Origin of the sequence: Luteimonas sp. MJ250 (assembly GCF_039548455.1) — a bacterium.
GTDB lineage: Bacteria > Pseudomonadota > Gammaproteobacteria > Xanthomonadales > Xanthomonadaceae > Luteimonas.
In genome coordinates, this window is the sequence record NZ_JBCLVB010000008.1 from 11,947 (window position 1) to 31,956 (window position 20,010).

Genomic DNA, 20,010 nt, shown 5'->3' on the forward strand with positions numbered 1-20,010 from the left:
GTGCAGTGTCCGGTGGCGGGTGTTAGATACGTGTACAACACATGCATGTACAAGAGTTGTACGCTTGCGCCATGTTTCCCGTCAAAGCCGCCGCCGAACTCAGTGGGCTGACCCCCGAAACGCTGCGCGCGTGGGAGCGCCGGCACGCGGCGGTCACGCCGCAGCGCGACGCAAAGGGCCGCCGTGTCTACGACGTGGCCATGATCGAGCGGCTGGCGCGGCTGCATCGCCTGACCGACCGCGGGCATCCGATCGGGCAGATCGCGGCGATGGACGACGCTGCGCTGGACCGGCTGCTGGAGGACAGCCGGCACGCGGCCTACGGCGGCGTGGAAGCCCTGCCGGAGCGGATGCTGGATGCGATCGCCGACTACCAGGTGGACGTGTTCGACCGCGAGCTGGCGGTGGCGATCACCAGCCTGCCGCTCTCGGTGTTGCTCACGCGCGTGGTCACGCCGCTGCTGCGCGAGGTCGGCGTGCGCTGGGCAGACGGTCGGCTGGCGATCGCGCAGGAGCGCCTGATCAGCAGCCTGCTGCGCGCGCGGCTGCTGTCGGTGCTGAACCAGTACCCGCGCGAGCGCCAGGCGCGCGTGCTGTTCGCCACCCTGCCGGGCGAGCGCCACGAACTGGGCCTGCTGGGCGCGGCGCTGCACGCCTGCGATGCGGGCATGCCGGTGCTGTACCTGGGCACGGAGCTGCCGGCGATCGAGCTTGCGCGCGTGGCCGGGCGGCTGGGTGCGGCGGCGGTGGCGGTGAGCTCGGTGGATCCGGGCCAGGCGCGGGTGGCGCTGGATGAGCTGCGGCAGCTGGACGACGCGCTGGCGCCGGGCGTGCCGGTCTGGCTTGGCGGCGCCAACGCGCGCTACCTGGCGGAGGCGCTGGGGCGTGCGCGCGTGCGCGCGGTGGTGGAGGCGGCCTCGCTGGCGTCGTTGGCCTACCAGACCAGGTCGTCGGGCACCTGGAACTGCGCGTAGTAGGCGTCGTCTTCGGAGCTTGAGGCGGCGGGCTCTGCGCCGGCCGTCTGGCCGTGGTCCAGCACGATCATGTCGGGGTCGCGTTCGCGGACCTTTTCGGCCGCGGTGCGCGGCAGGAGTTCGTGGCGATCGCCCAGGCGGGCGATGACCAGCGCGCCGGAGGCCAGCAGGCGGCGCTGTTCGTCGTTGATGAGCAGGGTGCGGATGGCGCCGTCGGCGTTGAAGCGGTATTCGCTGTCGCCCGCGCGCGGGAGCTTCTTGTCCTGGACGATCTGCCGCGCCTGGGCGCGGAGCTCGGCGGTGCGCGCCTGGGCCTTGCGCTCGGCGGCAAGGCTGCGGTCGCGCTCGGCCTTCTCGGCACGGGTGCGTTCGGCGTCGAGCGCGGCGTCACTGGGTGCGGCCGCGGCGGCGGCCCTGGCGTGGCGGGCCACGTGCTGCTCGCGCGCGACTTCGGCCACTTTGGATTTCTTGACCAGGCCCGCTTTCAGCAGCTGTTCCTGCAATGGATTCGCCTTGGCCATGTCGTCTCGTCCGGTGGGGGTGCCCGGCCATGATAGTGGGCCGGCAGGCGGCTTTGCCCATTGAGTGGGTGCGCGGGCAGCCACACACGATGCCGACGCGGCTTTTTGTGTAATGGCGCCATGCAAGACGCCATTGGGCCAATGACTGATGCCGCGTCCCTGCCCACGGTGTGGACCGTGGGCCACTCGACGCGCAGCTGGGAAGACTTCCTGGCCGTGCTGGCGGCGCAGGACATCGCTGCCATCGCCGACGTGCGGCGCTTTCCAGGCTCACGCCGGTATCCGTGGTTCGCCAGCGAAGAGATGGCCAGGGCGCTGCCCGCCGCAGGGTTTGGCTACCAGTGGCTTCCGCAGCTGGGTGGCCGGCGCAAGGTGCAGCCCGGTTCGCCCAACGGCGCCTGGCGCAATGCGTCCTTCCAGGGCTATGCGGACCATCTGGCCAGCGCGGAATTCGCCGAAGGGCTGGCATTGGCGCTGGAGATGGCGTCGCGCACGCGCACGGCGCTGATGTGCGCGGAAGCGGTGTGGTGGCGCTGCCACCGGCGGCTGGTGTCGGACGTGCTGACGCACCGCGGCGGCGAGGTGCTGCACATCATCGATGCGACGCACGTCCAGCCGCATCCGATGCACCCCGACGCACGGCCCAGCGGCGATCTGCTGATCTACCCGCCCGCGCAGGCCGGCCTGTTCGATTCCTCATGACCGAAGGCTGCCCGACACCGGCTTTTGTGGGAGCAGCTATAGCTGCTCCTGGAAGGGCGGATCCTGGTTGGCGGCGCTTTGGCAGAATGGTGACGTGGAAGAATCCTGGAAGACACTCGCGCGGGACTTCTATCGGCGCCATCCGGCGCTGGTGGCGCCGGACCTGCTGAACAAGATCCTGGTACGGGCCGACGGGCGCGCGGGGCGCATCGTGGAGGTCGAGGCCTACGCCGGCAGCGAGGACGCGGCGGCGCATTCGTTCCGCGGGCAGACGGCGCGCAACGCGACGATGTTTGGCGAGCCGGGGCATCTGTATGTCTACTTCACCTACGGCATGCACTGGGGCTCGAACGCGGTCTGCGGCGAGCCTGGCGTGGGTTGGGGCGTGCTGCTGCGCGGCATGGAGCCGCTGCGCGGGCTGGATGCGATGCGCGCGCTGCGCCCGGCGGCGCGCCGCGACCGCGACCTGGCCAGCGGGCCGGGGAAGCTCTCGCAGGCCATGGGCCTGACCCGCGAGCAGGACGGCGCCGACCTGGTCACGGGCGCGCAGGGCGTGGCGATCGTGGACGATGGCAGGCCGCCGCCGCAGGAACCGGCCATGGGGCCGCGTGTCGGGATCAGCAAGGCGATCGAACTGCCCTGGCGCTTCCATGTCCCGGGAAACCTGCACGTGTCCGCTCGAAGAATCGCGTAGTTTTCCCGCTTTTTTTTGCGGGCTCCTCGTTACTCTGCGCTTTCGCTCCAGCGCGCGAGGTTCTGCTTGATTGCGTCGATCCCCGCCCATGGGTCCCTGCGCCGCCGCTTCAGCATCGCGGGCACGTCGCGCAGGGTGAAGGCGTCGGGGCGCTTCAGCTTGCCCAGCGCGCTCCACATGATCGGCATCGCCACGGGCGCGCGGGGGCGGGCGCGCAGGGAGTAGGAGGCCACGGCGGTCGCGCCGCGGCCGTTGCGCAGGTAGTCGATGAAGATGCGCTTGTTGCGCTTGCTCTTGGTGGCGGTGGCGACGAAGCGCTCGGGTTCGCTCTGCGCCAGCGCCTGCGCGAAGCCCTGGGCGAAGCGCCTGGTCAGGTCCCAGTCGCAGCCGGGATTCAGCGGCACCACCACGTGCAGGCCCTTGCCGCCGGACACGCGCAGGAAGGATTCGAGCTCCATCTGCAGCAGCAGCTTGCGGATGTGGGTGGCGGCGGATTTGATTTCGGGAAACGACACGCCGGGGCCGGGGTCGAGGTCGAACACGACGCGGTCGGCGGTGTCGGGGTTCTCGGCGAAGGCGCCCCAGGGGTGGAACTCGATGGCGTTGAACTGCACGAGTTCGAGCAGGCCGGCGGCGTCTTCGATGACCAGGTAGTCGGCGTTGTTGCCGCTTTCTTCCTTCAGGCGCTGGGTCGAGACGAGTTCGAGGCCGGCGGTGAGGTGCTTCTGGAAGAAGCAGGTCTTGTCGGTGCCGGAGGGGCAGCGGATCACGGAGACCGGGCGGCCGGCGACCTCCGGAAGGATGTGGTCCATCACGGCGTTGTAGTAGTCCCAGACATCCTGTTTGGTGGCGCGGATGTCGGAGTAGATGAGCTTGGTGGGGCTGGAGAGGGTGGGGGGGCTCGCGGCTGTACCCGCTCCCACAGGGGATTTTTTGGACTTGTCCTTGCCCGTGCCGCGATCACTGTCGGCCAGGTCTTCGATGTCCTTGTCCATGCGAACCGCCTTGAGCGAGGGTTGGCGCAGCAGCTGCTGGCGGCCGATGCCGCGGTAGAAGACTTCCACCACGAAGCGGGGGGCGAACCAGGTGGCGCTGCGCAGGTCGGTGTCGGTGGTGCCGACGTGTGCGGTCGGCTCCTTGCTGCCGCGCTTGGGCAGCTTGGCGGTCACCTCGGCCATCAACGCGTCGTTGAAGCCGCTGCCGACGCGGCCGACGTACAGCCAGCCGTGTTCGGCATCGGGCTTGGCCAGCAGCAGCGAGCCGAAGCCGGTGCGGCTGCCCTTGGGCTGGGTGTAGCCGACCACCGCGAACTCGTCGCTTTCCAGGCGCTTGGCCTTGCGCCACTCGTCGCTGCGCCCGGGATGGTGCGGGCGGTCGCCGCGCTTGGAGATGATGCCTTCGAAATCGTTGTCGCCGGCGAGCTCGAACGCGCGTTCGCCGTCGCCCAGGGTGTGCGAGCTGTAGGCCAGGTGGCCGGCGGCGCCCTGCAGCAGCGCTTTCAGCAGTTCCTTGCGCTCGACCAGCGGCGCGGCGGAGACGTCCACGCCGTCCAGGTGCAGCAGGTCGAACAGTGCATAGGCGAGGCTGCCCTGGCGCTCGCCGGACAGGGTGGCCTGCAGCAGGTTGAAGTCGTCCTTGGTGCCGCCGCCGGCGATGAGCTCGCCGTCAAGCGCGGCGGACTCGAGCCGCAGCGATTCGATGGCGGCGCGGATCTCGGGCAGCTTCTGCGTCCACTCAAGCGCATTGCGCGACCACAGGCGCACCTCGCCACCGGCGATCGTGGCCAGGATCCGGTAGCCATCCCATTTGATCTCGTGCAGCCACTGTTCGCCTTCGGGCGGTGAGTCATGCAGCTTTGCGAGCTGCGGTTCGAAGGGGCCGTCGGGCGCCTTGCCGCGCCTGGCCTTCGTGAGCGCGAGCGCCTTCTTCGCCCAGTCCTTGCGCCTGCCCTTGCGCGCAGCGGGAACCGCGGCCAGCTTCTTTTTCGCGGCCTTGCCGGCGCCGGCGCGCTTGACGTCGGCGGCCGGCGCGGCGGTGACGTCGGCCAGCAGGTCGTCGGCCTCGAGCTCGCCGGCCCAGGCGTCCTTGTCCTTGAACAGCAGCCACTGCGGCTGGCGCGCGGGCTTGCCGGAGCGCACCAGGTGCCAGCCGCCCTTGAGCTTGTCGCCGAAGAGTTCGAAGCGCAGGTGCCCCTTGGCGAGCTGTGCTTCCGGATCGCCCTCGGTGGACCAGATGCCGTGGTCGAAGCGGGCGACGTGGCCGCCGCCATATTCGCCCTTGGGGATCTCGCCCTCGAAGCCGGCGTAGTCGACCGGATGGTCTTCCACCTCCACCGCCATGCGCTTGACCGCGGGGTCGTAGCTCGGGCCCTTGGGCACCGCCCAGCTTTTCAGCGCGTCGCCGACCTGCAGCCGGAAGTCGTAGTGCCGCCGGCTGGCATGGTGCAGCTGCACCACGAAGATCGCGCGCTTGCCGCGCGGCAGGGGCTTGCCCGGTTCGGGTTCGCGGGTCTTGTCGAAGCTGCGCTTGCGGCGGTATTCGACCAGGCTCATGCCGGTGCGCCGGTTCTGGAGGTCCCCGAACCATCGCCCCCGCGCCGTGAACATCCTGTAGGAGCAGCTACAGCTGCGCGGGCGCGCTTCAAAACGAAAACACGCGCATCACCAACCATCCGGCAACCTCGGCCCTTCCTCCCCCCGAAAGGCCGTCCCCATGCAGGCACTCACCTACCAGGGATCCCGCAACGTCCGCGTCGAATCCGTCCCCGATCCCGCGCTGGTCGCGCCCGACGACATCATCCTGCGCGTGACCGCGACCGCCATCTGCGGCTCGGACCTGCACATCTACCGAGGCAAGATCCCGGCGATGGAAGACGGCGACATCCTCGGCCACGAATTCATGGGCATTGTCGAAGACGCCGGCCCGGCGGTGACCCGGGTGAAGCGCGGCGACCGGGTGGTGATCCCCTTCGTGATTGCCTGCGGCACCTGCTTCCACTGCCTGCTCAGCGAATACGCCGCCTGCGAGACCACCAACCCCGGCCGCGGCGCGATCATGAACGCGAAGAAGATCAAGCCGCCGGCGGCGCTGTTCGGCTACAGCCACATGTACGGCGGCGTGCCCGGCGGCCAGGCCGAGCTGGTGCGCGTGCCCAAGGCCAACGTCGGCCCGCTGGTGGTGCCGGACGTGCTGTCGGACGAGCAGGTGCTGTTCCTGTCCGACATCCTGCCCACCGGCTACCAGGCGGTGCTCAACGCCGGCGTCACCGCGGGCTCGACGCTGGCGATCTTCGGCGCGGGCCCGGTCGGCCTGATGTCGGCGGCCTGCGCGCGCATGCTGGGCGTGGAGACGATCTTCATGGTCGACGAGAACGCGCACCGCCTGGCGTTTGCGCGCGACACCTACGGCGTGATCCCGATCAACTTCGATGACATCGACGACCCGGCCGAAGCGATCGTGGAGGCCACCGCCGGCCGTGGCGTGGACGCAAGCGTGGAGGCGGTCGGCTTCGAGGCCAAGGGCAGCCCGACCGAAACCGTGCTGACCACGCTCAAGCTGGAAGGCTCCAGCGGCAAGGCCATCCGCCAGTGCATCGCGGCCACGCGCCGCGGCGGCACGGTAAGCGTGCCGGGCGTGTACGCCGGCTTCATCCACGGCTTCCTGTTCGGCGACGCCTTCGAGAAGGGCCTGACCTTCAAGATGGGCCAGACCCACATGCAGCGCTTCATGCCGGAGCTGCTGGACGCGATCGGCGAGGGCCGGCTGGCGCCGGAGGTGATCATCTCCCACCGCATGAAGCTGGCCGATGCGGCGCGCGGCTACGAAATGTTCGAGGCGCAGGAAGACGACTGCAGGAAGGTGGTGCTGACGCCGTGAGCGATCGCGGCGTGGCCCGGGGCTGCCTGGTCGGCCCCGGCTGCGCTGGCGCGCGAGCGGGCGCCGGTACGGCGCAGCGCTGATGCACATGCGCGGGTATCATTTCGGCTTTCCGTCTCCGGGTATCGGGCATGAAGATTCTCGTCACCGGCACTGCCGGCTTCATCGGCAGTCATGTCGCGCAGGTGCTGCTGGCGCGCGGCGACGAGGTCATCGGCTTCGACAACCTCAACGACTACTACGACGTCACCCTGAAGCAGGCGCGGCTGGCGCGCTTCAAGGACCATCCGGGCTACACCCACGTGCAGGCCGACCTGGCCGACCGCGCGGCGGTGGAAGACACATTCGCCAGGCACCGGCCCGACAGAGTGGTGCACCTGGCGGCGCAGGCCGGCGTGCGCTATGCGGCAGAGAACCCGCACGTGTACGTGTCCAGCAACGTCACCGGCACCCTGCACATCCTTGAAGGCTGCCGGCACCACGGGGTGGAGCACCTGGTGTTCGCGTCCACGAGTTCGGTCTACGGCGCCAACCTGGACATGCCCTTCAACGAGCACCAGGGCACCGAGCACCCGCTGACGCTGTACGCGGCCACCAAGAAGGCCAACGAGTCGATGGCGCATTCGTATGCGCACCTGTACGGCGTGCCCTGCACCGGGCTGCGCTTCTTCACCGTGTACGGCCCCTGGGGCCGGCCGGACATGGCGCTGTTCCTGTTCACCAAGGCGATCCTGGCCGGCGAGCCGATCAAGGTCTTCAACCACGGCCACCACCGCCGCAGCTTCACCTATGTCGACGACATCGTTGAAGGCGTGGTGCGCGTGCTGGACCGCCCGGCCGCGGCCGATCCGGCTTGGAACGGCAGGGCGCCGGATCCGGGCACCAGCGGCGTGGCGCCGTACCGGATCTTCAACATCGGCAACGAACAGCCGGTGGAGCTCTTGCGCTACATCGAAGTGCTTGAAGACTGCCTGGGCAAGAAGGCGGTGATGGAGCTGCTGCCGCTGCAGGCCGGCGACGTGCCCGACACCGAGGCCGACGTGTCGGCGCTGGTGGAAGGCGTGGGCTACCGGCCCAGCGTCGGCGTGGAAGAGGGCGTGGCCAACTTCGTGCGCTGGTACCGCGACTACTACTGAGCGCTTTCGGCGCAGGCCCGCTGCAGGGCTTCGTCGCCGGTGGCCTGGCAGCGCAGCGCATAGTCCGAGGCCGCGTCGCGCTTCCCGGCCTTGCGGTTCAGGCGCACGCTGTGCGGAAGCAGTTCATCGGTATCGCCGAGGCTGGCGCGGCTGACCTCCAGCGCCTCCAGGGCGCGCTGGCTGCTCGATTCGGCCATGCGGTCCAGGGCCATGAAATGGGTCCGGTACAGCGAATCGGGCCGGGTGAGCTCGGCGACCGCGCTGGCCTCCCAGTCGCGCCGGCGATTATCCGGCAGGAACAGCAGCGCCGAACGCGCATAGGGCGTGTTCGCGGCCGGGCCGCTGCGCACGCGCGCGGCGGTGGCGGTGGCGGCGCCGCTGTCGCCTTCCTCGACCTGGCGCATCAGCTGGTGCACCTCGTCGACGCCTGACAGCAGGCTGGCGATGCCGGCATTGCCTGCCCAGGGCAGGGGCCGGAGTTCGGGGCGTTCGTGGTCGGGATGGGCCTTGTCCAGGTGCGCCAGGACCTTGTCCAGGCGCAGGTCGGCGGTGTCGTGCTGGCGGCGCAGGCGCTTGATGCCTTGCCCGAGCTTGTTGAACGCGTCGCCCAGGCCGGCCGCGATCAGCTGGTTGCGGTCGCCGCGTGCGGTGCCGTCCATCCGGCTGTCGGTGGCATGGGCGGTCAGCACGACCTGCAGCGAGGTCTGGCGCTGCTCCTGCTCCTCGCGGGTCGCCTGCAGCCGCGCCTCCCAAGCCTCCATCCGGCCGAGCATGTCGGCCAGGCCCACGGGGCTGTAGCCCGCGGCCAGCAGCAGGTCGGCGGCCAGCGCATCGGCGCTGGTCTCGTCCTTGCGGCTGCGTGCGGGCGCCAGCGCGGTCTGCATGCCTTCGGCCACCAGGTGCCTTGCCAGCATGTCGCGCACCAGCGCCTGGCTGGGGTCGCCGCGCAGCGCGCCGTGGCGCATGCCCAGGTAGGTGTCGGCGGCGCCGCCGAACTTGCGCGCGGTGGTTTCGAGCAGGCTGGGCGCGTTATGACCGAGCAGCAGGTGGGCGTATTCGTGCGCGATCAGGGCGGCGAGTTCGTCCTCCGACTCCATGCTGGCGAGCATGCCGGCGGCGATGATGATGCCGCCATCGGTGGTGGCGAAGGCGCGGAAGGCGGGGTCGGGCGTGGCGTACACGCGCGCCGGGGGCGGCGGCTCGTGCCAGGTCGACTGCAGGCGCTCGAGGACGCCGTTGAGCTGCGCGTCCAGCTGCTCGTTGCCGAGCACGCCGTAGGTCTGGCGCATGGCCTGCCAGGTGTCCGGGATCTCCTGCGGGTTCAGGACCTCGCTGCCGGTGATCCACAGCGCCCTGGCCTGGGCCATCTGGTCGCGGGTGATGGTCTTGCCGCCGATCTTCCACTGCGCCTGCGCCGCCACCGGCAGCAGCAGGCAGGCGGCCAGGGCCAGGGCGAACGCGCGCTGCCGGCGCATGTCAGCAGTCCTCGCCGGCGCCCGAGACGCCCGCCACCTTGCGCGTGGGGTGCGCCGACACCGAGCCCAGGCAGCGCGCCTTCACTCCCGGCGGCGGGTCCTGCACCACGTCCATGGCGTCGAGCCACAGCGGGCCGGAGGGGCCTTCCACCTGGACATAGCCGCGCGGCGACACCAGGGCGACGCGGGCCGGCAGCGGGAGCTGCGCGGGATCGAGCGCGTCGCCACGCCGGAAGCGGCCCTCTTCGACGTTGAAGCGGCTGGCCTGGGCGCGGCGGAGGCGGATGACGTTGGTGGGCTGTGCAGGCGGCGAGCCCAGCGCGGCGTCGTGTGCAGCGGATGGTTCGGCGGCGTGCGCCGGCCCGGGTGCCGCGAGCAGGAGCGCGAGCGCGATGGCCAACAGCGGCAGGGTCGGCGAAGGGATCGAAGTGCTGGTATCCATGGCGTCCTCTCAGGGCGGTGTGGTGGATGCGGGCGGGACTGCGGGCGGCGCTGGCGCGGGCGGCGTGGTCATCGTCTTCATGACCCTGCGCGCGGCCAGCACGAAGAGCGCGAAGCCGGCCAGCCAGTTGGGCGCCGGCAGGTGGAACACCGTGCCCAGCAGGTAGCTGGTCAGCACGGCGAGCAGCAGCGCGAGGCCGGCCAGGGCCAGGCGCCGGGCCATTGGCCGGCCGCCGATGCGCGAGCGCAGCACCATGGCCAGCAGCAGGCACAGCGCGAAGCCGGCCAGCATGCTCACCCAGCGCGCGGTGCGCCCGTCCCGGTGGCGGTACCCGGCGCCCTGGTGCATGAGGTTGTCCAGGGCCATGGCGTGCAGGTACGCGCCGGGCAGGCGGCCGTGGACCGGCGTCGCCACGCTGTCTTCCAGCCCGGGCAGGTTGACGCCGAGGATGACGATGCGGTCGGACAGGACGTCGGCGGGCAGGTGTTCGAGCTCGTGCTCGGTGACGGTGAGCGTGTACGGGCAGCGTTCGCGCGTGCTGGCCTCGGCTTCGCTGTCGCGGCCGGAAAAGAAGCTGTGGCGCAGCGCCTTGAGCGCGGCGCCGATGCGCCAGCCCGCACCCGGCGCGGCCTCCGTCCGGGCACAGGCGGGCTGCCAGCCGTCCGGCGCGGCGTCGTGCCATGGGCGCTGGAGGCCCCACCGCACGACCAGGTGCGGGACGGGCTCGGGCAGCGCGGCGGTACCGGCGGCGATGTTGCAGCCGGGCAGGGGCGGCAGCGCGGCCTGCGGGCCATAGCCGGGGCAGGCCCGGGCCGCCGGCAGCAGGCCCGGGCAGGCGTGGCGGTACAGGCGCAGGGCCACGGAATCGAAGTCGCAGGCATCGGCGGCCGGCTGCGCGGTCCCCCAGGGCACGACGTTTCCCCGGGCCAGGCGCAGGGGGTAATCGCTGTCCGCGGCCTGCCAGGCCATCGGGGCCACGCTCACGCCGCGCCTGTTGGAGAACAGCGAGGGCGCTCCGGGCGTTTCGGTCGCAAAGATCACCGGCACGCCGGACGCGTCGCTGGCCCGCGAGATCTCCTTCTTCGCATAGTCCAGGCTGTTGTCGTAGTCGCGCTCGTGGCGGGCCAGCACGTCGACATAGAGCGCACGCGGCGCGTGCGAGAGGATGCGGTTCACGACCTCGGCGTAGTACTCGTAGCGCGGCGGCCACGCGAAGCCACGCTGCTCCAGGGTATCGCGCGTGACCAGCACCACGACGATGTCGCCCTGGGCGGTGGAGTCGTAGAACGGCGCCTCCAGCCGCGCGTTCAGGCGTTCGGAATAGGCCTGCGAGTTGCGCTCAAGGCCGAAGGGGTCCAGCCAGCTGAGGATCCCGGCGCCCACGAACATCACCAGGAATGCGGCGAGCGCGATGGAGACGTTGCGGCGGAGCGCGGCGAGGGCGTGCGCGCGCTCGTGCGGCGGCTGCGGGTCGTGGGGCGGCAGTGGCAGTGGTGCCTGGCGCGGGGGCGGACCCGCGGTCAGCCGCTGGAGCCATGCGTCCAGGGTCCCCAGCCAGCCGGCGACCATCTCCGGAACGCCGCGAAGGCCGTCGGCAGCGGGCTCGCGCGGGAGGCAGCGCCGGGCAAGCGCATGCAGCCGGCGGCGCAGGCCGCTCGGCAGGCGACCCGGCCGCCGCGGCGCGCGCGCCTTCCCCTTGGGAGTGTCCTGCCCTTGGTCGCTTCCGTTCGACATCGGCCGTATCCCCGGCGGGCCCTCTTGGCCCAACGGGGTTTCAGCAGGAAGCATGCCAACGCAGCGCGTGCGCCCGCGGCCGGAGGCGGGGGCTGGCGCCTGTGGCGGCGCCGGCCGGTGCCGTTTTTTTTTCCCGCCAGGCGCGCTTGGCGGCACTGGGTGCCCATACGCGTCGGTAGCTTTGCTGCGGCGCAGCAAGGCTGTAGCATGAAGCACTTGGCGCGCTTTCTCACGCCGTGTGCATCGCCGGGATGGCAGCTTGGTCGGGTTGCCGGGCTTCGTACGTCGTCCCCGTCCGCAGGTGCCGACAGTGTTGGCCCGTTTGTTGCTTGATCTGGTCCAGCCATGCATGAGTGATCAAGGGCGATCAAATCAATGGAGTCAGGGATGAACTGGGTGTTGGAGATCGGACTGGGCTATGCACTGCTTGCCGCGGCGATCTCCTGGGGCGTTCTCAAGATCCTGCACCCGCTGGCGCCGCGACTGAACCTGCTGGACTTCCCCCTGGGCCGCAAGGACCACGCGCATCCGACGCCGATCATCGGCGGCCTGGCGATGGCGGTCGGCTGCCTGGTGGTGATGCTGCTGTTCCTGCCCGGATACGCCCCTGCGACGACGCTCTCGTTCGTCGCCGCCTCGGTGCTGATGGTGGGCGTGGGCTTGTACGACGACCGCTTCGATCTGCGCTGGTACTGGCGCATCCTGGCCCAGGTGGTGGCCGCGCTGATCATGATCTACGGCGCCGGCGTGCGCGTGGAGAACGTGGGCGGGATGTTCGGCATGGGCGAGCTGGGCTGGCTCTCGGTGCCCTTCACCGTGTTCGCCACGGTGGGCATCATCAACGCCATCAACATGGTCGACGGCGCCGACGGGCTGGCCGGCTCACTGGTCGCCGTCTGCCTGGTCATGCTGGCCGCCGCGGCGATGTACGCCGGCAACCCGTCGCTGGCGCAGGTCGCCCTGGTGATTGCAGGCGTGGTGTCCGCCTTCCTTGTCTACAACATGCGATTTCCCTGGCAGCCGCGTGCCAAGACGTTCATGGGCAACGCCGGCAGCGCCTGGCTGGGGTTGGTGGTGGCGTGGGTGGTGTTCCGCCTGACGCAGAACACCGGCCATCCCGTGAACCCGGTGCTGGCGCTGTGGCTGATCCCGATCCCGGTGATGGACTGCCTGGTGCTGACCGTGCGCCGCAGCCGCGAAGGCCGTTCGCCGTTCTCGGCCGGGCGCGACCATATCCACCATTTCATGCAGGACGCCGGCTTCGGCCCGACCCAGGCCGCCGTGGCGCTGGCCGCGTTCAGTGTGTTCACCGGCCTGGTGGCCGGCCAGATGATGCGCCTGGACGTGCCCAACCCCGTGATCCTGGCCGGCTTTGTCGTCCTGACGCTGGGCTGGTACGCGCTCAGCAGCAACCGCGCGCGCACCCTGCGCTTCTTCGCCGCCTTCCGCAGCCTGCCTGTATTCGGCCCCGTGCCGGCCCGGCCGGCCTCGAGCTCCGCCCCGGCGAGCGACGCCCGCGCAGACGGCACGCTGTCGGCGGCCGAAGAGCTTGCAGCCACCCGCGAGCGCAAGCGCTTACGCGACGCCGCCTGACCCCGGGGCCACACTGGCCCCGACACCTGCCCGGGTGGCGAAATCGGTAGACGCAGGGGACTTAAAATCCCCGGGCCTTGCGGCCATTGTGGGTTCGAGTCCCACCCCGGGCACCATCTTAGAAGGCCGCTTCCGCGGCCTTCGCGCGTTTGACGGTTTGCGTGTCGCGATCGCTGCGGCCGCCACTGCCCGGGTGGCGAAACCAGGTAAACGCAGGAGACTTAAAATCTTCCGGCCGCAAGGCCATGTGGGTTCGATTCCCACCCCGGGCACACCTTTCGAAGTCACGTCCCCACAGCGCTCTATGTGATGATTGGCCCGCGTCGCGCCGGCGCGCACCCCTTGTTGCCAATGACCTACCGCTACACCGCCTGGTTCGCCTGTATCGCCCTTGCCATTGCCGGGATCGTCCTGGCCTTCACCTGGTCATCGGGCTGGTGGTGGCTGGCGGTCGTGGCCGGCGCGCTGTCGCTGCTCGGCCTGGCCGATGTGATGCAGCGCACCAGCACGCTGCGCCAGCTGTATCCGGTGCTGGCGCACTTCCGCTACGGGCTGGAATCGATCGGGCCGGAGATCCGGCAGTACTTCATCGAGCGCGACACCGAAGAGGTGCCGTTCTCGCGCGAGCAGCGGGCGCTGGTCTACCAGCGCGCCAAGCGCGAGCAGGACACGGTGCCCTTCGGCACGATCCACGATGTCTACGGCAAGGACTACGAGTGGATCAACCATTCGCTGGTGCCGACCCACCTGGCCGACCACGACTTCCGGATCCGCATGGGCGAGGAAAGCAGTGCGCCCTACGAGGCGAGCGTCTTCAACATTTCGGCGATGAGCTTCGGCTCGCTGTCGGCCAACGCCATCCGTGCGCTCAACCTGGGCGCGAAGCGCGGCGGCTTCCACCACGACACCGGCGAGGGTTCGATCTCCAGCTACCACCGCGAGCATGGCGGCGACCTGGTGTGGGAGATCGGTTCGGGCTACTTCGGCTGCCGTGACGACCAGGGCCGCTTTGATCCGGCGCGCTTCGCGGACAACGCCGCCGATCCGCAGGTGAAGATGATCGAGATCAAGCTGTCGCAGGGCGCGAAGCCCGGCCATGGCGGCATGCTGCCGGGCGCGAAGGTGACGCCGGAGATCGCGCTGGCGCGCGGGGTGCCGGTGGGCGTGGACTGCATTTCACCGGCGCAGCACTCGGCGTTCGGCTCGCCGATCGGGCTGCTGGAGTTCGTGGCCGGGCTGCGCCAGCTGGCCGGCGGCAAGCCGGTGGGATTCAAGCTGGCGATCGGGCATCCCTGGGAATGGTTCGGGGTGGCGAAGGCCATGCGCCAAACCGGAATCCTGCCGGACTTCATCGTGGTCGACGGCGCCGAGGGCGGGACCGGTGCGTCGCCGGTGGAGTTCATGAACCACATCGGCGTGCCCATGAACGAGGCGCTGATGCTGGTCCACAACACGCTGGTGGGCGTGGACCTGCGCGACCGCATCCGCGTGGGCGCGGCGGGCAAGATCACCAGCGCGTTCGACATCGCGCGCACGCTGGCGCTGGGCGCGGACTTCTGCAATGCGGGGCGTGCCTTCATGTTCGCGCTGGGCTGCATCCAGGCGCGCAGCTGCCACAACGACCTGTGCCCGACCGGCATCGCCACCCAGGACCCGCGGCGCTGGACGCACCTGGACGTGGAGGCCAAGGCCGACCGCGTGGCCAACTACCACTCCAACACCCTGCACGCGCTGCGCGAGCTGCTGTGCGCGGCGGGGCTGTCATCGCCGGCCGAACTGGGTCCGGAGCACATCGTGCGCCGCGTGTCGGAAATGCACGTCAGCTCGCTGGCCAGCATCTATCACTTCCTGCAGCCGGGCGAGCTGCTGTCCGGCGTGCCGGAGCGGCACGCGGTGTTCAAGAATTTCTGGGAGATGGCGCGCGCCGAGACCTTCGCGCCCCCGCCGCGGGTGTTGGAGATGCGGGCGTCGAAGTCGCATTAGGCAAGCGGGGATTGCGCGCAAGCGGATAGCGCCCGCAAGCGGCTGGCGCCCGATCACTGCGTGTGGCGCGAACCGCTGTGGCCGGGACGGTTCAGGCGTCGGGGATTCCGCCGTCCATGCGGTTCACGATGGCGGTGGCGGTCAGGTCGGCGCTGACGTTGCCGACGGTCGAGAACATGTCGGGGATGTTGTCCACCGCCAGCAGCAGGCCCAGCGGCTCGACCGGAAGCCCCATGGCCTGGGTCACCGGAAGATTGTTGGTCATGAAGCTGACCTGGCCGGGCAGGCCCACCGAGCCCATGCTGATCAGTGCCGAGAGCGCGATGGCGGTGACCACCTGCACGCCGCCGAGTTCGATGCCGTACATCCAGGCGATGAAGGTGACCACGCCGATGTACTGCACGGGACTGGTGATGCGGAACAGCGAGACCGCCATCGGCAGCACCAGCGCGGTGACGTGCAGCGGGTAGCCAAGGCGCGTGCGTGCGCAGTCGATCATCGCCGGCAGCGATGCCAGCGACGACTGGGTGCTGCCGGCGATCACCTGCGCCGGGAAGATGCCGACCATGAAGCGCCGCACGGGCTCCTTGGCGGCCACGCGCGCGACGCCGTAGAGCAACATGGTCACGCTGATGTACAGCACGCAGAGCAGCAGCACGTACCAGCCAAGCGCGCCCAGCACCGCCAGGCCCACGCGCGCGCAGACCGCCAGCACCAGGGCGAACACGCCGATCGGCGCCGCCCACAGCACCCAGCGCACGACCTGGATCATGGTGTCGGCGATCGACTGCACCAGTTCCAGCAGGCGTGCGCGACGCTCGGGATCGATGCGCGAGGCGGCGAAGCCGAAGAACAGCGAGAACACCACCAGCGGCAGCATGGCGTTGGCCGCGGCCGCCGCCAGCGCGTTGCTGGGGATCACGGTGGTGATCCATTCGCCGAAGGCCGGCGCGCGGCCGATCGCGGTGTCGTCGGCGCCGATGGCGAGGCGGAAGCCGTCCACCAGCGCCTGGTCGCGCGGCACCAGCGACAGCAGGCCCGGCGCCATGAAGGCGGTATAGGTGCCGGATGCGATCAGCAGCACCGCGAACACCGCCATTGCCCGGCGCGCGGTGCGGCCGGAGGCGGCGGCGTCGGCGGCGGCGTTGACGCCCAGCACCACCAGCGCCGCGACCAGCGGCACCACGGTCATCTGCAGCGCGTTGAGCCAAAGGCGGCCGATGGGCTGCACGAGGTCCGCGACGTCGGCGCCGAGGGCCGGGTCGCTGTATGCAAGCGACAGGCCGACGACAGCGCCGAGGGCGAGGGCGAGCAGGACGCGCGCCGCGTTGGAAACCCTGTTCTTCATCCCCGCATCATCACTCGATCGGCGCCGCGTTTTCCACCAGCATGCGCAGGTGGGCCTCGTCTTCGCACAGCAGCAGGAACACCAGGTCGAGCAGGTGCTGCAGCGCGGCCTGGTACAGCAGCAGCTCCACCTGCGGCCTGGGATCGTGGGCACTGACCAGGAGCGCGATGTCGGCATGCGCGCGCAGCGCATTGGCGGTGTGGCGGGTGATCGTGACCACCTTGCCGCCGCGGCGGCGGAACAGGCGCGCGGTGTGGCACAGCGCCGCTTCCTGGCCGTGCTCGCACAGCACCAGCAGGACATCGCCGGTGGCGGCCGACGAGGTGCCCATCGCCATCAGCGCCGGATCGAACAGGTGGATGGCGGTGCGTCCGATCAGCGCCAGCTTGATGGCGATCGCGCGCGCGTAGAGGCCGTCGTTTCCGACGCCGATCGAATAGACCTTGCCGGCGCCGCGGATGGCCTCGGCGACGGCGGCGACGTCGGTGTGCGCATTGAGCGCACGGGTGACGTTGACCGCTTCGGCCTTGGCGCGCCACAGCGACTCCGCCAGCAGCGCACCGGGCTCGTCGTCGCGCTGGTCGGCCTCGGCAATGGCGTTGTCGCCGTTCGGCCCGCCGCGCCGCGCCAGTGATTCGCCGATCGAGAACTTGAGGTCGGGATAGCCCTTGAAGCCGAGCTTCTGGCTGAACTTCACCACGCTGGACTGGCTGATGCCCAGCGCGTTGGCCAGCTGCTGCGAGGAGTAGTCGCGCAGCAGGTGGGCGTTGTCGATCATGTAGTCGGCGATGCGGCGTTCGATCGCGGACATGCGATCGCGCTCGCCCCGGATCCTGGCCAGTGGCGCCATTCCGCGCTCAGGCCGCCGCAAGCGGCTCGAGGCCGCGCACCGAGCGGATGCCCAGGCCCGGCGCGTCGCTGATGGCGATCTCGGACTCGTTGAACTCGACGCCGCCCTCGACCGGATCGAAGGTGCACAGCGAAGGCCCGTCGAGGTCGACCTTGGTGATCGCGCCGGCCTTGGCCACCGCCAGGTGTACCGCGGCGGCAACGCTGATCGCGGACTCGATCATGCAGCCGATCATGCAGTCCACGCCGTGCCCCTCGGCGATGTCGGCGATGCGGATGGCATTGGAGATGCCGCCGGTCTTCATCAGCTTGATGTTGATGATGTCGGCGGCGCGACGCTGGATCAGGTCGATCACCTCGGACGGGCCGAACACGCTTTCGTCGGCCATCACCGGCGTGTGCACGCGCTCGGTGACGTACTTCAGGCCCTCGATGTCGCGCGCGGGCACCGGCTGCTCCAGCAGCTCCAGGTGGATGCCGGCGTCTTCCAGCGCGTGGATCGCGAACACGGCCTGCTTCGGCGTCCAGCCCTGGTTGGCGTCCAGGCGCAGCAGGGCGCGGCCGTCGACCGCGGCGTGGATGGCCTTGACCCGTTCGATGTCCAGGCCGATGTCCTTGCCGACCTTGATCTTCAGCGACTCGAAGCCGCGGTCCACCGCCGCCAGCGAGTCGGCGACCATCTTGTCGATGTAGTCGACGCTGATGGTGAGGTCGGTGGTGACCACCGGGTCGCCGCCGCCGCCGAGCATGCGGTAGAGCGGGGCGCCGTACAGCTGCGCCCAGAGGTCGTACAGCGCGATCTCGACCGCCGCCTTGGCGCTGGTGTTGCGCTCCATCGCGCCCTGCACCAGCTGCACGTTGCGGTTGAGGTCGGCGACGTCGCGGCCGATCAGGCGCGGGCCGATGACCATGTTGATCGCCGCGATGATCGAGCCGTGGGTATCGCCGGTGATCACCGCGGTGGGCGCGGCCTCGCCGTAGCCGATGCGGCCGTCGTCGGTGTGGATCATGACCACGATGTCCTCGACCGTATCGACGGTGCGCAGCGCGGTCTTGAACGGGGTCTTGAGCGGAACCCGCAGCATCGCGAGCCGGATGTCGGTGATCTTCATGTGTGCGTGGTTCCCGTCAGGGCCTGATGCGCTGGATGCTGGTGATGCGGTCGACCGTGGGCGTGGTCGCGTTGGACATCATCGGCAGGACCGGCGTCACCACCACGCCGTTGAGATGCAGGCGGGTGAGCGCGGTGCCGCCCTCGGGCAGCCAGCTCATGCCGCTGGTGTCGTGGATGACGAAGGGCGCGCCGTCGACGTGCCCGATCACCATCATCACGTGGCCGGGGATGTAGACCAGGTCGCCGGGGCGCGCGTCGCGCAGTGCGTCGACGCGGGCCTCGTGGCCGTCTTCGGCGGTGAAGGGCAGGCGGTTGAGCGCGGGGCTCACCGCCTGCGCGCTGGTGTTGCGCGGGATCAGCACGCCGAAGCTGCGGTAGATCTCGGACGCGAAGCCGCTGCAGTCGCGGGCGTTGTACGAATGCCCCCAGCCGTAGCGCTCGCCAAGGAACTTGAAGGACTGGCGAATCAGGTTGGCTTCGGTCAGCGGCAGGTAGTCGCTGGCGACATCATTCGAACGCGGCAGCAGCGCCGGCTCGAACGACAGCGCGCCGTCTTCGCCGCGTACCGGCAGTTCGACCACGTGCGCCGCGGCCGGCAGCTGGCCGTTGACCTCGTCGGAGCCGGGCCAGTCGGCCAGCACCGGGACGCGCACGCCCATCTCCAGCTGCACGTCGGACACGGCCGGGTTCTCCGGCGTGTAGGCGGTGCGCGCGGTGGCGCCGGTCACCACCAGGAACGGCGCGCGCCGGCCCCAGGCGTGGATCGCGGCCTTGTCGCCTTCGGCCACGTACTGCTTTTCTATCCACGCGGCATAGCGCTGGCTGGCCACGAAATACCAGTTGCCGTCGCGACTCTCATGGACGATCGCCACAGGGTCGCCGGGGAACAGCGCGCTTTCCTGGAAGCGGTCGATGTCGCTGTCATCCGCGCTGCTGAAAACGCGCATGCGAGTGGGGAAGGCGCGCAGGTCGGCGCGGCCCACCACCATGCCGTGGCGCGTGGCCTGGCTGGCCGGCACCGCGTCCAGCGCCAGGTTGGCCTCGATGCGTTCGAGGTCGCCTGGTGCGACGGGCTGGCCGTGCACGTTGTAGAGCGCGCGCTCGGGGAGGACCGACAGGTCTTCGATCCAGCCGCGTACCCGGGCGCCGTCAAGCGAATCGGGCAGCGCCTCGATGTCGTGGATCGACCCGTCTTCGGCCTGCATGCGCGCGTTCTGCGCCGCGATCTGCGCCGGCGTCAGGATCACCCGGTCCGGCTGCGCGAGCGCTGCGATCCAGTGGCCGGGCGACAGATGCGCTTCGGCCAGCCCGGGTACCGCGAGCGGCTGCGAAGACGTGGGCGTGGTGGTGGTCTGTGGCGGCTCGCGCGCGGCCAGCGTGGCTGGCATGGCGAGCAGCAGGCCAAGGAACAAAGCCGTGATGCGCATGATCATCCCCTTCCCGGCGAACCGGTTCGAAGATCCATCATGGAATACATCATTCAAGGAAATCAATCGGAAAGAATAAATTATTGACGACCTGTGAACGCCATGTTACACAGCCAAGGCAATACCCCGATGGACGAGGAGA

Annotated in this window: 16 protein-coding genes and 2 tRNA genes; 9 read left to right on the forward strand and 9 right to left on the reverse strand. The window is 69.9% G+C overall.

Annotated elements, in window-relative coordinates; genetic code table 11:
- Positions 1-71: 71 nt before the first annotated feature.
- Entirely contained in the window at positions 72-974 is a 903-nt protein-coding gene (locus tag WCE37_RS03270; RefSeq protein WP_343278120.1) for a cobalamin B12-binding domain-containing protein, read from the forward strand.
- Here the strand turns inward: WCE37_RS03270 and WCE37_RS03275 are convergent.
- A complete protein-coding gene (locus WCE37_RS03275) occupies positions 935-1,495 on the reverse strand; it encodes a DUF2058 domain-containing protein (protein ID WP_343278121.1) in 561 nt (186 codons plus the stop codon). The two genes, WCE37_RS03270 and WCE37_RS03275, sit on opposite strands and share 40 nt — an antisense overlap.
- A 141-nt stretch (positions 1,496-1,636) precedes the next feature.
- Between WCE37_RS03275 and WCE37_RS03280 the strand changes: the two genes are divergently transcribed.
- Positions 1,637-2,197, forward strand: coding sequence for a DUF488 domain-containing protein (locus WCE37_RS03280; protein ID WP_343278122.1), 561 nt, complete (start codon positions 1,637-1,639; stop codon positions 2,195-2,197).
- A 94-nt stretch (positions 2,198-2,291) separates the two neighbouring features.
- Complete coding sequence (locus WCE37_RS03285) at positions 2,292-2,891, forward strand: DNA-3-methyladenine glycosylase (protein ID WP_343278123.1); 600 nt, start codon at positions 2,292-2,294, stop codon at positions 2,889-2,891.
- Positions 2,892-2,920: 29 nt separating this feature from the next.
- On the opposite strand, the gene ligD is transcribed toward WCE37_RS03285, so the two are convergent.
- A complete protein-coding gene (ligD, locus tag WCE37_RS03290; RefSeq protein ID WP_343278124.1) occupies positions 2,921-5,443 on the reverse strand; it encodes a DNA ligase D in 2,523 nt (840 codons plus the stop codon).
- A 160-nt stretch (positions 5,444-5,603) separates the two neighbouring features.
- Between ligD and WCE37_RS03295 the strand changes: the two genes are divergently transcribed.
- A complete protein-coding gene (locus WCE37_RS03295; protein WP_343278125.1) occupies positions 5,604-6,767 on the forward strand; it encodes a zinc-dependent alcohol dehydrogenase in 1,164 nt (387 codons plus the stop codon).
- A 131-nt stretch (positions 6,768-6,898) separates the two neighbouring features.
- A complete protein-coding gene (locus WCE37_RS03300; protein ID WP_343278126.1) occupies positions 6,899-7,903 on the forward strand; it encodes an NAD-dependent epimerase in 1,005 nt (334 codons plus the stop codon).
- Here the strand turns inward: WCE37_RS03300 and WCE37_RS03305 are convergent.
- The 3 genes from WCE37_RS03305 to WCE37_RS03315 are packed head-to-tail and all read right to left on the reverse strand — an operon-like array spanning position 7,897 to position 11,554.
- The gene (locus tag WCE37_RS03305) at positions 7,897-9,378 is read right to left on the reverse strand and encodes a M48 family metalloprotease (protein ID WP_343278127.1); all 1,482 of its coding nucleotides are present in this window, start codon (positions 9,376-9,378) and stop codon (positions 7,897-7,899) included. The genes WCE37_RS03300 and WCE37_RS03305 overlap by 7 nt on opposite strands.
- Before the next feature lies 1 nt (position 9,379).
- Positions 9,380-9,820, reverse strand: a complete 441-nt coding sequence (locus WCE37_RS03310) for a hypothetical protein (protein WP_343278128.1) — start codon at positions 9,818-9,820, stop codon at positions 9,380-9,382.
- A 9-nt stretch (positions 9,821-9,829) separates the two neighbouring features.
- Complete coding sequence (locus WCE37_RS03315; RefSeq protein ID WP_343278129.1) at positions 9,830-11,554, reverse strand: CHASE2 domain-containing protein; 1,725 nt, start codon at positions 11,552-11,554, stop codon at positions 9,830-9,832.
- Positions 11,555-11,941: 387 nt separating this feature from the next.
- On the opposite strand from WCE37_RS03315, the gene WCE37_RS03320 reads away from it, so the two are divergent.
- From WCE37_RS03320 to WCE37_RS03335, 4 genes are all read left to right on the forward strand, one after another.
- Complete coding sequence (locus tag WCE37_RS03320; protein WP_343278130.1) at positions 11,942-13,147, forward strand: MraY family glycosyltransferase; 1,206 nt, start codon at positions 11,942-11,944, stop codon at positions 13,145-13,147.
- Between the two features lie 28 nt (positions 13,148-13,175).
- Positions 13,176-13,263: transfer RNA gene (locus tag WCE37_RS03325), tRNA-Leu, on the forward strand.
- A gap of 71 nt (positions 13,264-13,334) precedes the next feature.
- Positions 13,335-13,419, forward strand: a tRNA-Leu gene (locus WCE37_RS03330).
- A gap of 79 nt (positions 13,420-13,498) precedes the next feature.
- Positions 13,499-15,130, forward strand: a complete 1,632-nt coding sequence (locus WCE37_RS03335) for an FMN-binding glutamate synthase family protein (RefSeq protein WP_343278166.1) — start codon at positions 13,499-13,501, stop codon at positions 15,128-15,130.
- Between the two features lie 91 nt (positions 15,131-15,221).
- Here the strand turns inward: WCE37_RS03335 and WCE37_RS03340 are convergent, their stop codons facing one another.
- The 4 genes from WCE37_RS03340 to WCE37_RS03355 are packed head-to-tail and all read right to left on the reverse strand — an operon-like array spanning position 15,222 to position 19,868.
- Positions 15,222-16,478 (reverse strand): cation:dicarboxylase symporter family transporter, encoded by a 1,257-nt coding sequence (locus WCE37_RS03340; RefSeq protein WP_343278131.1) that lies wholly within the window; start codon positions 16,476-16,478, stop codon positions 15,222-15,224.
- A 10-nt stretch (positions 16,479-16,488) separates the two neighbouring features.
- The gene (locus WCE37_RS03345; RefSeq protein ID WP_343255338.1) at positions 16,489-17,328 is read right to left on the reverse strand and encodes a MurR/RpiR family transcriptional regulator; all 840 of its coding nucleotides are present in this window, start codon (positions 17,326-17,328) and stop codon (positions 16,489-16,491) included.
- Between the two features lie 7 nt (positions 17,329-17,335).
- On the reverse strand, positions 17,336-18,439 hold the full coding sequence (locus WCE37_RS03350; protein WP_343275393.1) for a dipeptide epimerase: 1,104 nt from the start codon (positions 18,437-18,439) through the stop codon (positions 17,336-17,338).
- 16 nt (positions 18,440-18,455) lie between these two features.
- Positions 18,456-19,868, reverse strand: coding sequence for an SH3 domain-containing protein (locus WCE37_RS03355; RefSeq protein WP_343278132.1), 1,413 nt, complete (start codon positions 19,866-19,868; stop codon positions 18,456-18,458).
- Positions 19,869-20,010: the final 142 nt, after the last annotated feature.

Excerpts from the sequence above, each read along its gene's own strand:
- WCE37_RS03270 (WP_343278120.1), top strand. The coding sequence starts at position 72 with ATGTTTCCCGTCAAAGCCGCCGCCGAACTCAGTGGGCTGACCCCCGAA.
- WCE37_RS03310 (WP_343278128.1), bottom strand. The coding sequence starts at position 9,820 with ATGGATACCAGCACTTCGATCCCTTCGCCGACCCTGCCGCTGTTGGCC.
- WCE37_RS03355 (WP_343278132.1), bottom strand. The coding sequence starts at position 19,868 with ATGCGCATCACGGCTTTGTTCCTTGGCCTGCTGCTCGCCATGCCAGCC.
- WCE37_RS03335 (WP_343278166.1), top strand. The coding sequence starts at position 13,499 with ATGACCTACCGCTACACCGCCTGGTTCGCCTGTATCGCCCTTGCCATT.
- ligD (WP_343278124.1), bottom strand. The coding sequence starts at position 5,443 with ATGAGCCTGGTCGAATACCGCCGCAAGCGCAGCTTCGACAAGACCCGC.
- WCE37_RS03315 (WP_343278129.1), bottom strand. The coding sequence starts at position 11,554 with ATGTCGAACGGAAGCGACCAAGGGCAGGACACTCCCAAGGGGAAGGCG.
- WCE37_RS03345 (WP_343255338.1), bottom strand. The coding sequence starts at position 17,328 with ATGGCGCCACTGGCCAGGATCCGGGGCGAGCGCGATCGCATGTCCGCG.
- WCE37_RS03300 (WP_343278126.1), top strand. The coding sequence starts at position 6,899 with ATGAAGATTCTCGTCACCGGCACTGCCGGCTTCATCGGCAGTCATGTC.
- WCE37_RS03275 (WP_343278121.1), bottom strand. The coding sequence starts at position 1,495 with ATGGCCAAGGCGAATCCATTGCAGGAACAGCTGCTGAAAGCGGGCCTG.
- WCE37_RS03340 (WP_343278131.1), bottom strand. The coding sequence starts at position 16,478 with ATGAAGAACAGGGTTTCCAACGCGGCGCGCGTCCTGCTCGCCCTCGCC.
- WCE37_RS03295 (WP_343278125.1), top strand. The coding sequence starts at position 5,604 with ATGCAGGCACTCACCTACCAGGGATCCCGCAACGTCCGCGTCGAATCC.
- WCE37_RS03305 (WP_343278127.1), bottom strand. The coding sequence starts at position 9,378 with ATGCGCCGGCAGCGCGCGTTCGCCCTGGCCCTGGCCGCCTGCCTGCTG.
- WCE37_RS03320 (WP_343278130.1), top strand. The coding sequence starts at position 11,942 with ATGAACTGGGTGTTGGAGATCGGACTGGGCTATGCACTGCTTGCCGCG.
- WCE37_RS03350 (WP_343275393.1), bottom strand. The coding sequence starts at position 18,439 with ATGAAGATCACCGACATCCGGCTCGCGATGCTGCGGGTTCCGCTCAAG.
- WCE37_RS03280 (WP_343278122.1), top strand. The coding sequence starts at position 1,637 with ATGACTGATGCCGCGTCCCTGCCCACGGTGTGGACCGTGGGCCACTCG.